The 12892-nt window shown below is 69.4% G+C and carries 11 protein-coding genes; 7 read left to right on the top strand and 4 right to left on the bottom strand.

Features of this window, described 5'->3' with window-relative positions:
- The first annotated feature begins 75 nt into the window (after positions 1 to 75).
- Positions 76 to 2226, top strand: coding sequence for a transglycosylase domain-containing protein (locus tag PV419_RS38800; RefSeq protein WP_415925473.1), 2151 nt, complete (start codon positions 76 to 78; stop codon positions 2224 to 2226).
- Here the strand turns inward: PV419_RS38800 and PV419_RS38795 are convergent.
- On the bottom strand, positions 2210 to 3472 hold the full coding sequence (locus PV419_RS38795; protein ID WP_319697084.1) for a hypothetical protein: 1263 nt from the start codon (positions 3470 to 3472) through the stop codon (positions 2210 to 2212). The two genes, PV419_RS38800 and PV419_RS38795, sit on opposite strands and share 17 nt — an antisense overlap.
- Before the next feature lie 103 nt (positions 3473 to 3575).
- Positions 3576 to 3764, bottom strand: a complete 189-nt coding sequence (locus PV419_RS38790; RefSeq protein ID WP_319697082.1) for a hypothetical protein — start codon at positions 3762 to 3764, stop codon at positions 3576 to 3578.
- A gap of 542 nt (positions 3765 to 4306) precedes the next feature.
- Between PV419_RS38790 and PV419_RS38785 the strand changes: the two genes are divergently transcribed.
- From PV419_RS38785 to PV419_RS38775, 3 genes are all read left to right on the top strand, one after another.
- The gene (locus tag PV419_RS38785) at positions 4307 to 5206 is read left to right on the top strand and encodes an alpha/beta hydrolase (protein WP_319697080.1); all 900 of its coding nucleotides are present in this window, start codon (positions 4307 to 4309) and stop codon (positions 5204 to 5206) included.
- Positions 5207 to 5273: 67 nt separating this feature from the next.
- Positions 5274 to 5750: a nuclear transport factor 2 family protein gene (locus PV419_RS38780; protein ID WP_319697078.1), complete on the top strand. Its 477-nt coding sequence runs from the start codon at positions 5274 to 5276 to the stop codon at positions 5748 to 5750.
- A gap of 144 nt (positions 5751 to 5894) precedes the next feature.
- The gene (locus PV419_RS38775) at positions 5895 to 7304 is read left to right on the top strand and encodes an MFS transporter (RefSeq protein ID WP_319697076.1); all 1410 of its coding nucleotides are present in this window, start codon (positions 5895 to 5897) and stop codon (positions 7302 to 7304) included.
- Between the two features lie 175 nt (positions 7305 to 7479).
- Here PV419_RS38775 and PV419_RS38765 read toward each other — a convergent pair whose 3' ends face one another.
- Positions 7480 to 8610: a LysR family transcriptional regulator gene (locus PV419_RS38765; protein ID WP_319697074.1), complete on the bottom strand. Its 1131-nt coding sequence runs from the start codon at positions 8608 to 8610 to the stop codon at positions 7480 to 7482.
- 22 nt (positions 8611 to 8632) lie between these two features.
- Here PV419_RS38765 and PV419_RS38760 point away from each other — a divergent pair, with 22 nt between their 5' ends.
- Together PV419_RS38760 and PV419_RS38755 are read left to right on the top strand one after the other, a co-directional pair.
- Positions 8633 to 9757, top strand: a complete 1125-nt coding sequence (locus PV419_RS38760) for a chemotaxis protein (RefSeq protein ID WP_319697072.1) — start codon at positions 8633 to 8635, stop codon at positions 9755 to 9757.
- Between the two features lie 151 nt (positions 9758 to 9908).
- Complete coding sequence (locus PV419_RS38755) at positions 9909 to 10844, top strand: class I SAM-dependent methyltransferase (protein ID WP_319697071.1); 936 nt, start codon at positions 9909 to 9911, stop codon at positions 10842 to 10844.
- A 160-nt stretch (positions 10845 to 11004) separates the two neighbouring features.
- Here PV419_RS38755 and PV419_RS38750 read toward each other — a convergent pair whose 3' ends face one another.
- On the bottom strand, positions 11005 to 11964 hold the full coding sequence (locus PV419_RS38750) for an asparaginase (RefSeq protein ID WP_319697069.1): 960 nt from the start codon (positions 11962 to 11964) through the stop codon (positions 11005 to 11007).
- Positions 11965 to 12188: 224 nt separating this feature from the next.
- On the opposite strand from PV419_RS38750, the gene PV419_RS38745 reads away from it, so the two are divergent.
- Positions 12189 to 12854 (top strand): GntR family transcriptional regulator, encoded by a 666-nt coding sequence (locus PV419_RS38745; protein ID WP_319697068.1) that lies wholly within the window; start codon positions 12189 to 12191, stop codon positions 12852 to 12854.
- The last annotated feature ends 38 nt before the right edge of the window (positions 12855 to 12892 follow it).

Below are 12892 nucleotides of genomic sequence, written 5' to 3'. Positions count from 1 at the left end.
ATAGGGTCGTGTCGTCTTCGGGGGACGGACCATCAGATCTTTGGCCGCGCCCCGCGCGCGGATCGTGGGGGACACGTGCAGGGCAGCAACAACGCCGGGGGCAGACACCGCCGCAAAGCGCCGAGCCGCAAGGTGCCGAGTCTCCAGACACCAGGTCTCAAGACGCCGAGCCTCAAGGCACCATCGTCCTCGACGTGGTGGACGCTGCGGCGCTGGGCCGTGCGCGGAGCCAGGCTGGACTACCCCCGGGCGGGCAGGCGCGGCCCGTTACGCTGGCTGCCCTCGTGGCGGCAGCTGGCCATGCTCTTCCTGTTCTGTATCGGTGGCCTGACCGGCGTGCTGAGCTATCTGTATCTGCAGACCGACATCCCGGATGACCTCAACGACTTCGCCACCCAGCAGGACAATGTCTACTACTGGGCGGACGGCACGGAAATGGCCCGCACGGGCCCGGTCAACCGCCAGGAGGTCCCGCTCAAAAAGGTGCCGGAGAAGGTGCAGTGGGCGGTGCTCGCCGCCGAGAACGCGAGCTTCTACTCCGACAGCGGGGTTTCGCCGAGCGGCGTGATGCGGGCCCTGACGCGGATGGTGACGGGGGGTGAGACCCAAGGCGGTTCCACCATCACTCAACAGTACGTGAAGAACGCTTATCTGAATCAGCAGCAGACCTTCTCCCGCAAGCTGACCGAGATGTTCATCGCCATCAAGCTGGACGACAAGATGAGCAAGGAGGAAATCCTCGAGAGATATCTCAACACCAGCTGGTTCGGCCGCGGCACCTACGGCATCCAGCGGGCCGCCTATGCCTATTACGGCAAGGATGTCTCCCAGCTCGACCCCAGTGAAGGCGCGATGCTGGCGTCCCTGCTCAAGGGCGCCGGGACCTTCGACCCCGCGATCAGCGCCAAGAACCATCGCCGGGCGGTGGACCGCTGGAAATGGGTCCTGGACCGGATGGTCGACATCGGCAAGCTCTCCAAGTCCGAGCGGGCCAAGTACACCAAGTTCCCGGAGCCCAAGGCGATGCCGAAACCGGAGGGGCTGACCGGCCAGGTCGGCTATCTCGTCGAGACGGCGAGGGCGTATGTGTCCTCCCACACCGAGATATCCGCCGCCGATTTCGACCTGGGCGGCTATCAGATACACACCACCTTCGAGAAGTCGAAGGTGAATGAGCTCGCCAAGTCGGTGGACAAAATGCGCGACAGCCTCGACCCGAAGCACCGCAAGGAGGACCGGTACTTACGGGTCGGCGCCGCGTCCGTCTCTCCCGACGGGCGTATCGCCGCGCTCTACGGCGGACCCGGCTACCTCGAACAGGGCTTCAACGACGCGAACGCCTCCAACGTCCCGGCCGGCACGTCCTTCACGCCCTTCGTCTACGCCGCGGCCCTGCGCGACGGCGTACAGCTCGAACGAGGCGGTGCGCGCACCCCCGTGTCGCCCACCACTGTCTACGACGGCAACGACAAGGTGGCGGTGCGCACGCCCGAGGGCCCGTACTGGGACCGCAGCGGGCAGATCGTGCGGGGTGCCAACGACGAGCAGCGCTCGTTCGGGCAGGTGACCCTGCGGGAGGCGATCATGCTGTCGATCAACACCCCGATGATGCAGCTCGGCATGGACGTGGGCCTGGACCGGGTGCGCAAGGCGTCCATCGACGCGGGCCTGCTGCCCAGCAGCTTCAAGGCCCGGGTGCCCGCCTTCTCGCTCGGCACGGCCACCCCCAGCTCCATCCGCATGGCCAGCGCCTACAGCACCTTCGCGGCCAAGGGCAGGCACACCCCGCCGTACTCGGTCACCGGGCTCACCCACCAGGGCGAGCGGGTGCCCCTCGAAAAGCAGTCCGCCACCCGGGCGTTCAGCCAGGAGGTGGCGACGCAGGTGGACGACGCCCTGCACGGGGCGGTGGAGACCGGCACCGCGGGGGCGGCCGCGGCGGTCGGCTCCGATGTGGCGGGCAAGGGGGGCACCGCGCAGGACAACACCTCGTCGTGGTTCGTGGGCTATACGAAGGAGATGTCGACGGCCGTGTCGCTGTCGCGGCTGGATCCCAAGACCCAGGAGCTGCTGCCTCTGGACGGGCTGGGCGGATCCGGCGGGGCCTCGGAGGTCACCGGAATCCCCGGGACCTCCGGTGGCACCGGCGGCGCGACCAATTCCGGACCCACCTACGCCATCGACATCTGGACGCGCTACATGAAGTCCGTCACTCCGCCTTCGTGAAGGTGGGCCAGTCGGGCGCCTGGGCCGGATCCAGTGTGCGCAGCTCCTCCAGGACCTTCGGGTCCTGGGCGTCCAGCCAGTCGGCGAGCTGTTTGAACGAGACGCACTCGACGCCCTCGCGGGGGCACACGTCCCTCATCACGTCCTCGATGGCCTGCATATAGATGCCGCCGTTCCAGGTCTCAAAGTGATTGCCGATGAACAGCGGCGCCCGACTGCCGTTGTAAACGCGCTCGAAGCCGTTCATGTAGCCCTCGCGGGTCAGCCGCTCCCACTCCGGGTACTTCGCCGGGTCGCCCTCGGTGCTGTCGCCCGACTGGTTGTAGAGGAAGTTGAAGTCCATCGAGAGGACCTGCTTCTCGCTCTCCGGGTAAGGCACCAGCTGCAGTGGGAAGTTCCAGATCCCGTCGATCTTCGACGGCCAGATCTGGAAATCGCCGGGTGAGCTCGCGTCGTACCGCCAGCCCATCGACTTGATGGCCGGGATGAGGTTCTTCTGCCCCTCCAGGCACGGCGCCCGGCCGCCGACCAGCTCCACGTCGTAGTCGAAGGGCAGCGGGGCGACGTCGGTGAAGCCGGTGTTGGTCTTCCAGTTCTTCACAAACGAGTACGCCTGCTCGGTCTCGCTCTTCCACTCCTCCGTGCTCCAGTCCTCGCCGCCCTTGGAGCCGCAGAAGTGGCCGTTGAAGTGGGAGCCGATCTCGTTGCCCTCCTGCCACGCCCCGCGCAGCTGCTCCAGGGTCTCCCTGATGTGCTCATCGGTCGGGTACGAGATCGCCGCCGAGCCCTGCTTGTGCTGGGGCGGCTGGTAGAGGTCGCTCTTCGACTTGGGCAGCAGGTACATGCCGCTCAGGAAGAACGTCATCGTGGCGCCGCTCTCCTTGGCCACGTCGCGGAAGTGGGAGAAGAGATGGTCGCCGTTCTCCAGCGCGCCGTCCCAGGAGAAGACCACGAACTGCGGCGGCTTCTCCCCGGGCTTCAGTTTCTTGATCTTGAGCTGGTGGGGCTGCGGCCCGGTGTACGACGTGGAGCCGTCCCCGAGCACCTTGACCTTGCCGTCCCAGTCGGCGTACTTGCTCTCTTTCTTCTTCGTGCCGGAGGTGCTCCCGTCCGGCACGGGGGACGCGCCGGCCGCCGGGGCCTTCTCTCCGGGCGCGCCGTCCGCCGTGCCGCCCGACGGCAGTACGGTCAGCAGCACGGCGACGACGACGGCCACGGCGACCAGCGCGCCCACGGGGCCCGTCACTCCATAGGCGTTCCTCGGCCGTAACGCCTTCAAAGCCTTCAAGGTCTTCAGCCCCTTCACGGGTCCCGCCCCCGAGACAGTACAAACGTGCGGCTCCCCAGTATCACTGAAGAATTACCGTCTCTTCACACAGGCCCCGCATCAACCACGCACGGCTGCTGTCGTGCACCGCGGTCAGCCGGTCGACCAGGTCCCGCACCGGGGCGGACAGCGACTCGTACGGGAGTTGCAGATCGGCCCAGTTGGTGGCGGGCACGGCCCGCCACGAGGCGGTGATCCGACCGGGCGACATCGTCGGCGAGCCCCTTCACATGGACGGCGTTCACCAGCGCGCTCCGGCCGGGCACCGCCTTGATCTGCTTCTGGTCGGCGAGGAACTCGGCCGCGCTGCGAAGGCCTTCCGCCAGGTGTCCGACGCGTCCCGGCCGGCCCAGCCAGGTGGCGCTCGCCTGGTCGGCGGGGCTGAGGAAGATCCCTTGTCGAGCTGCACTCGTGCTTCCTTGTCGCTGATGCTTAGTTGCCGCGCAACCGCAACCGCAACCGCAACCGCAACCGCGGCAGCGGACGGGCCGTCATGGATCAGATGCAACAGCCGAGCTGGCGACGGCGTTACACGGCATTCCGACCAGCCACTCCGGAGCACCGTTGGATTAGCCACGCTTAATGTGGCTTGAGTAATTGAGCCTTGTCGGGCCAAATCGCCAACTGCCAGCATTCAGGGGGCAGTGAGTAGGCCATGCCACCCATTGATGAACGATGGCCTGCCCAACTGCCGCCGCGCGGCGGTCGATCGTCGACATGCCGTACCCCTTCCTGCTTTGAAGGAGTCCCGACATGCCGCTACGTGAACAGGTCAGCTTCGCCGGTGATGGGGCAAAGCTCGCCGGGCACCTCTTTCTGCCCGATACCGAGGGCACCGATGATGCCATTCCGGTGCAGGGTGTCGTGGTCGCCGGTACCTGGACCAGCGTCAAGGAACAGATGGCCGACCGGTACGCCGAGGAGCTCGCCCGACGCGGCTATGCCGCCCTGTCCTTCGACTTCACCGGATACGGCGAATCGGCCGGCGAGCCGCGCAACTACGAATCGCCGCAGCTGAAGGTCCAAGACCTCCGGGCGGCGGCCGATTTCCTGACGGGGCATCCAGCGGTGGGCGACGGACAGTTGGGCATGCTGGGGGTGTGTGCCGGCGCGATGTATGTGAGCGCCTTCGCCGCCGAGGACCCAAGAGTGGGGTCGCTTGCTCTGGTGGCGCCGTGGCTGCACGACCGCCGTATCTGCGAGGAGAACTACGGCGGCTCGGAGGGCATCGAGGCGAAGAAGGCATCGGCGGCCGAGGCCCGGCGCAGATACGAGGAAACGGGTGAGGTCGTCTACGTACCGGTGGTCAGCGGCAGTGACCCGGATGCGGCCATGCCCTTCGACATCGACTTCTACCTCAATCCAGCGCGCGGCGGGATCGAGCAGTGGTCCAACCGGTTCGCCGTCATGGCCTGGAGCGGCTGGCTGGACTTTGATGCCCTTGCGATCGCGCCGCAGGTGACCGCGCCCGTGCTGCTCGTACACGGCGAGGACGCCGCCATCCCCGACGGCGCTCGCCGCTTCCACGACAACCTCGCAGGGCCCAAGAAGTTCCGGTGGACCGAGGGCATTCAGTTCGACTTCTACGACCAGTCACCCCAGGTCGGCCTCGCCGCGGACGCGGCGGCCGAGCACTTCGCCCGCACGCTGTGAGCAGTCTGCACCCTGCATCCCGCCCCGCCGGCCTCCCTTTCATCACCCGACTGGAGATCACTTCGCCATGCCCGAGTCCTTTGATCTCGCCGCGCCGTGCCCAGCTCAGACCCGGATCGAGGTTGCCGAGACCTGTACCCGGATGGCCGTGCACGCGGACCGGCGTGAATGGAAGCTGTTGCGTGGCCTGTTCGCCGACAAGGTGCTCCTTGACTACACCAGCCTCAACGGCGGCGAACCGGTCCGGCTCACGCCGCAAGAGATCGTCGACGCCTGGTCGGCGACGCTCGGCGGCTACGACGCCACCCAGCACCTGATCGCCAACCACCTCGTCCAGATCGACGGGGACCGTGCCGTCTGCACCGCCTCCTTCCAGGCCACCCACCGCCTCGCAACCCCCCACGGAGCCCCGCTGTGGACACTCGGCGGCGACTACCGCTGGGAACTGGCACGGACTGGCGGCCGCTGGCTGATCAACTCCGTAGTGATGACGGCGACGTGGGGGGACGGCAACAAGGACCTGCCCGCACAGGCAGCCCGCTGACCGCAGTACCGCCGGCCGGGCGGCGGAACGCTCACCGCCCCGCGCCCCTCGTTTCACCGCACCCATTGCCGACCGATATGTCAGCGGTCGCGCCTGATCGCCGATCTCGCTCCCGCATCGTCCGTACGCCTCAGGAGTGCCCTGGTGAAATCTCCCCTCACGTCTTCTCCTGCCTCCGGCGCCGCGGTCGCTGCGCCGGAGGCCGCACGCGGCGGTTCCTCCCTTGTGCTGGGAGCCGCCCTGCTGGGCTTCTTCCTCATCTCGCTGGACGCATTGATCGTCACCGTCGCGCTGCCCGACATCGGCCGCAGTCTCGGCGGCGGCATGTCTGGCCTGCAGTGGGTGGTGGACGGATACACGCTGATCTTCGCCGCCCTGATGCTCTCCGCGGGCGCCCTGTCCGACCGCATCGGTGCCCGGCAGGCATACGGCGGCGGCGTCGTGCTCTTCGGACTGGCCTCGGCCGCGTGCGGGCTGGCGCCCAACCTCGGCGTGCTGGTGGCGGCGCGGCTCGTGCAGGGAGGTGCGGCGGCCGTGATGATGCCGGCGTCGCTCGCGCTGGTCCGCCAGGGCTTCCCCGACCAGGCCAAGCGGGCCCGGGCGATCGCGATTTGGACCGTGGGCGGCGCGGTCGCGGTGGCGGCCGGGCCGGTCCTCGGCGGGGCGCTGGCCGCATCCGTGGGCTGGCGGTGGATCTTCTTCGTCAACCTGCCCGCGGGCCTGCTGGCGCTCGCCCTGCTGGCGCGGGTGCCGGCCTCGCCGCGGCTGCCCGCGCGACTGGACGTGGTCGGGCAGGTGACGGCCGTGGTCGCGATGGGCGCGCTGACGTACGGCGTGATCGAGGGCGGTGACCAGGGCTTCGGCCGGCCGCTCGTGGTGGTGTCGCTGCTGGTGGCCGGGGTAGCGGTAGCCGTCTTCCTGGCCGCGCAGGCCAGGGGCGCGCACCCGATGCTCCCGATGCCGCTGTTCCGCTCGCACGTGGTAGCGGTGTCCCTGGTGGTCGGGTTCATGCTCAACGCCGCCTACTACGGAGGGGTGTTCATTTTCAGCCTGTACCTGCAGCAACAGCGCGGGCAGACGGCGCTGCACGCGGGCCTGATGTTCATCCCGATGACCGCACTGGTCGCGGTAGTGAACCTGGCCTCGGCGACGCTGGCCGCGCTCTTCGGCCCGCGGGCGCCGATGCTGGCGGGACAACTGATCGGGGCAGTCGGGCTGTTGGCACTGCTCACCGTCGGCCCGCACACCCATGTGTGGGTGGTGGCGCTGCTGATGGTGCCAGTCGGCCTCGGCGGCGCGCTGACGGTGCCGGCGTTGACCGCGATGCTGCTCGACGTGGTCCCCGCGGACCGGGCCGGCACCGCCTCCGCCGTACTCAACACCGGCCGCCAGGCCGGCGGGGCCATCGCGGTAGCCGTCTTCGGCGCACTGCTGGCAGGGGCGGACACGTTCCTGGCTGGTATGCGGTGGAGCATGCTGCTCGCGGCGGCCGGGCTCGTACTGACCGCTGGCGCGACGCTGACCCTGCCGCGGGCGGGGCGGATAGGCGCGTAGGCTGCCGACCAGCCGGAGTGAGGGCCCCGCTGCGATTGCTGCGATCGAACAACGCGCCACCGATACGCCGCTCCAATCTCTTGATCGCCTGGCTGACCCGGCCCGGCGAGATGAGCAGACGCTCGGCGGTCCGCGTGAAGGGAGCTTTTCGGCGAGGGGCAGGAACGCCTCGATCTCATGCCGCTTCCCTGGGCCCCCCGCCGGACCGTGGCCGCGGATCCCATTCCGCACCCTGTGGGGCTTCGCCGAGGACGGTCTCTATGAACGCCCGGAGCCCGGCGCTGTCGTCCGCGGCGCGCCACATCAGCGCGTAGTCAACGGGCGGTGCGTCATCGATCGGGACGTAGACGATATCGGGCCGACCGTAGTAGCGCCCCGCCCGGACGGTGGCCACCGTAGCCCCCTTGCCCGCCCCGACCAGTGAAAGCATCTCCTGCCACCCGGCGGCGGCCGGCCCGTGCCGTATCGGGCGCCCCAGGGGGGTGCAGCGGGGGAAGAAGGCGTCGTGCCAAGCACGGGAGACCCCTACAGCCGTGATGAGCGGCAGGGCTGCGAGGTCCTCCAGTGACACCGTTTCCTGTTTCGCCAAAGGGTGGTCGGCGGGCACGAGGAGGGCGCGGGGCTCGCAGAACAGGACGGGGCCCACGGTGATGGCCGGGTCCTCGACGGGAGGCTCGGAGATCACCAGGTCGGCCCTCTCGGCCTGCAGCGCTGCGATGGCCGAATTGTACGTCGCTTCCTGCAGCTCGACGGCGCAACGGGGATGGAGCGAGTTGAACGCCTCGGCCGCCCGCACGAGCAGAGCACCGGACCATGCGGCAGTGAAGCCGACGCGCAGCACTCCGCCAATGCCGTGCCCGGCCGACACCGCCCTGGCGACGGCACGCTGAACTTGCTGATAAGCGGGCAGCAGGTCGTCGCGGAGTTGCTCACCGAGCGGGGTCAAAGCCACCCGGTGACTGGACCTGTCGAACAACCGCGCTCCAAAGCGCCGCTCCAGTTTCGCAATCGTCTGACTGACCCGGCCGCTCGTGATGTGCAGCAGCTCCGCGGTACGGCGGAAGTGCAACTCCCGGGCCAGGGCCAAAAAGGTCTCGATCTCGTACCGTTCCACTGGTCCCCACACCTTCCGCAGCCTTGCCGCCTCCGCTCCGGGCCGCAGCCCTACCGCCGACAGTAAAGGCGTTTGCAGCCTGGTCGTCCACAGCGTTGCCGGGCGCTGACGATGACCTGAGCTGAGATCAAGGAGCGCGAACCAAGCCCCGCGATGCGCCGCCGCCGGTCCTGGGTGATGCTGGATAAACACGTCAAAAGCCGAGAGGCAACGGATGCGTACCACCGGACTGACATCCCGCACGCTGACAGCCCTCCGCGCCAGGCGCCCCTACCCCGCGGTCACCATCACCCTGCCGACCCACCGCCGCGAGCCCTACCGCCCGGCGGACACCGTACGGCTGCGCAACCTGATCGCCGAGGCCAAGCGCCGCCTGGAAGCGGACCCGGACGTGCCGCGCGAGGCCCGCTACGAGATCAGCGGGCAGCTCGACCGGGCCATGGCCGATGTGGACCTGCGCCACGCCCTGGACTCGCTGGTGATCTTCGCGGCCAAGGGCGAGTACGAGGTGTGGACCCTGCCGAGAACCGCGCCCGAGCGCGTCGTCTTCAGCGACACCTTCCTGACCCGCAACCTCGTCGCGGCGCGGGAGCGGACCCGCCCCTACTGGGTGCTGGCGGTCTCCGTGGACCGTACGACGCTGTGGAGCGGCAGCGACAGCACGCTGCAGGAGGAGCGGGCCGCGGGCTTCCCCCTGGAGCCCGAGCCGACGTACAACGAGGACGCCGAGCGCGAGGAGCGGATCGGCAACGTCCCCGGCCCGTACGACGACGAGGGCACCCGCACCTATCTGCGGCAGGTCGACACCGCCGTGGACGCCCTGCTGGCCACCGACCCGCGCCCGCTCTACCTGGTAGGTCTCGCCCCCGCGCTGAGCCTCCTGGAGGAGGTGGGCTCGGCGGCGAAGGCGGCCGTCAGCAAGGTCCTCAAGGGCGGGCTGACCAACGGCCCCGCCCGCGCCCTCGCCGACGCGCTGCGCCCCGCCCTGCGGGAGCAGGCGGAGCGGCACACCGGGCGCGTCCTCGAGCGCATCGGGCAGGCGCAGGGGCGCCGCGCCTTCGCCGCCGGTCTCGAAGAGGTGTGGCAGGTGTGCAAGGAAGGCCGGATCGAGCTGCTCGACGTCGAGGAGAACCACCAGCGGACGGTGAAGGTCACCGGGGAGCACCTGACCCCGGTCGACCCGGAGGAGACCTCGCCCGCCGAACTGGGCACGGCGGTGCTGGAGGACATCGTGGACGAGATCATCGAGACCACGCTGGACCGGGGCGGGGAAATCGCCTTCGTCCCGGACGACTCCCTGGCGGCGCACGAGCGCATAGCGGCGGTCCTGCGCTTCTGACAGACGACTGCTGACCCCGTACACGTACAACGCGCTGGTTGAGCTGACGGTCCTTCGGTCACAGAACGCACACCGCGGGTACGACGCGGCGTTGCCTGCCGCTGCCAACGTGGCGGCCGGTCCCCCCACCGCAAGCGACCGAGGACAGACCATGACGGCAACCGCCCCGCGCCCGGCCCAGCGACCCCGCGATCTCCACGAGGTCAAAGGCTGGTTCCCCAGCCTGGACCAAGTGCTCTTCGACCGCTTCCTGACCCGGCAGAAACGGCTGGGACACCGCGGCGACCTGCTGGAAATGGGCGCCTACCTGGGCAAGAGCGCCATCTTCACCGCCGGCTATCTGCGGACGGACGAGCGCTTCACCGTCTGTGACCTCTTCGACGCGCCCGCGCCCGACGAACGGAACGCGGCGGAGGCCAGAAAGTCCTACGCCACCTTGACCCGGGTCGCCTTCGAACAGAACTACCTGGCGTTCCACGACGCACTGCCCGACGTCGTGCAGGGCCCCACCTCCCTCGTCCCGCGCCACGTCGCCCCCGACAGCTGCCGCTTCGTCCACATCGACGCCTCGCATCTGTACGAGCACGTGGCGGGCGACATCGACGCCGCCCGCACGGCGCTGGTGCCGACCGGCGTGGTGGTCCTGGACGACTTCCGCTCCGAGCACACCCCGGGCGTGGCGGCCGCCACCTGGGAGGCGGTGTTCGTGCGTGGGCTGCGGCCGGTGTGCCTGAGCACCAATAGGCTCTACGGCACGTGGGGCGACCCCGAGCCGCTGCAGGAGGAACTGCTCGCCGATGAGGAGTGGCGCGCCGGGATGCACCTGAGCGTGCAGGAGATCGCCGGCCGGCGGGTGCTGCGCTTCTCGGGCCGCCCGCCCAACCCGGCCGCGCCCCGCTCCCGCTACGCCGACGAGATCCGCCCGTCCGACGCCGCCGCCGAGCCGGCGAAGTCCGCGCAGTCGTCCGCGAAGCCCGTGAAGCCCGCGCAGTCCGTGCCGCGCCGCCGCAGCCCGGTGCGCAGGCTCGCCGCCGACGTCCTCCCGCCGGTCGTCACCCGCGCGATCCGCCGCCGAGGCGGCAGGTAAGTGAGGAAGGGGCTGATCAGCCCTGTCCGTCCGATGCCCCGGGCCACGGCCGCACAGGGCCGGGTGGTCCGCGACGACCGTGTACGAGCCGGGCGCGATCTCGTTCGGCCGGCATCGGATCAGCCCGCCATGGCCCGGGCGACGGCTGCGATGAGCATGACTACCCGTGCAGAATTCGCGCAGCGCGTACCGCGCCGACCGGTTTGCCGTGTCCGAGAACGGGCGCGGCGGCGAGTTCGGCGAGGGTTTCGTCGGCGTCGGTGTCAACGCCGAGCCGCCGTAGTGCGGCGATCATGACGACGGGGCGAGCCCGGGTGGAGCCGTCGGCGATCTTCAGGGAGATCGACGAGCCGTCGGGGAGTGCCATCGCGTAGACGCCTTCTGCGCCTTCCTTGGCGACCGATCCGAGAAGTGCGCCCATGAGCCGGGTCACGTCCCGGCCGGTTCCGCCGACGTATGCGGCGTGCGTGCTCATCGCGACGGCGACTCGCCGTTCCAGCGATCCGGACCGGCTCGTCGCCAGCTTGGCGAACGCCCGGGCCAGGCCCCGGTAGCCGATGGCGAACAGCGGCGCTCCGCAGCCGTCGACGCCGGTCGCGGCGACCTTTTCGTCGGCCAGGTCCTCGATCGTCTCGCGCAGCGCGCGCTGCAGCGGGTGGCGGGGGTCCCGGTACGTTGCCGTGTCCCATCCGTTGGCGACACAAGTGGCGAGCATCGCTGCGTGTTTGCCCGAGCAGTTCATCGTCAATGGCGTCGGGCCTTTGCCCTCGGCAAGGTAGGCATGCAGAGCGGCATCTCCGATGGGCAGGGCGGCCGTGCACTGCAGTGCCCCGGTGCCGAGCCCGGCGCCTTTGAGGATCCTGCGCACACCATCGAGGTGGAAGGCCTCGCCGGAGTGGCTTGCACAGGCAAGTGCCAGCAGCTCGCCGTCCAGGTCGAGTCCGGCGCGCAGCATGCCGAGCGCCTGAAGGGGCTTGGCGGCCGACCTGGGGTACATGGGGCTGTCCGCCTCACCGACGCTCAGCACGGTCTGCCCGTCCGGTCCGGCCGCGTAGACCGTTCCGTGGTGCACCGATTCGAGGAAGTCTCCTCGCCAGACCTCCGCCACCACCGCGTGCATCGCGCGCTCCTTCCTCTTCGGCCGTACCGGCCGAACGACCTGAACTGTCAACAGTTATCACTTTGCCGCCAGCCGCGTCGATGCCGCCCGGAGTCTTGACAGGCTCCGATGCGCCGCTGTGCACTGTCATCTGTCAACACTTTTCCGCTGCGTTCGGCGACGCGGGACCCTTCGTGGCCGTGGCGATCCACCAGCGGTAAGCCCTGATCGGACGGGAAGCACGCATGCCTGAAACGCTTGAGCGCGGCCTCGCCGTCCAGCTTGCCGAGACGCTTCGCGAACGCCTCCTCAGCGGCCGGATCACCTCCGGCACCCGGATCAACGAGGTCGAGATCGCCCGCGAGTTCAGCATCAGCAGGGGACCCCTGCGTGAGGCGATCCGGCAGCTCGTCAGTGAGGGCCTCCTCGTGCACCGCCCCAATAAGGGCGCCGTCGTGTTCGAGGCCCAGCCGGACGAGATCGAGGCGCTCTTCGAGCTGCGCTCAGCACTCGAGACCGCCGCCGCGCGCCTGGCCGCCGTACGGCGCGACCGCAAGGACATCGCCGCGCTGCGCCGCGCCTGCGAGCGGTCGAGGAAAGTCCTCGCCGCGGGCCGCGAGTTCGCGCACCGCATGGACCTCGACTTCCACCGCGCGCTGCTCGACGCGGCCTGCAGCCCTCGCATCACCGAGCAGGTGTGGCGGGTGCATCAGCAGATCATCGTGGTGCGCAGTCGGCACGACGTGGCCGCGTCGCACACCGACGCCTCGCTGACCGACCACGAGCAGATCGCGGAGGCCATCACCGAGGGGCAGGCCGACCGTGCCGCCGCACTGATGGAGCTGCACCTTGACCGCGTACGGCTGCAGATGATCACGAGCATGACGGGCACCGGCGCCTCCCGCGACTGACGACCCCCGTCCCGGCGCCGCTGCTCCCACTCCCTCCG

This window comes from Streptomyces sp. ME19-01-6, from assembly GCF_033793745.1.
GTDB lineage: Bacteria > Actinomycetota > Actinomycetes > Streptomycetales > Streptomycetaceae > Streptomyces.
The sequence above is the reverse complement of the archived record's forward strand: the minus strand, read 5'-3'. Positions and strand labels throughout refer to the sequence as shown.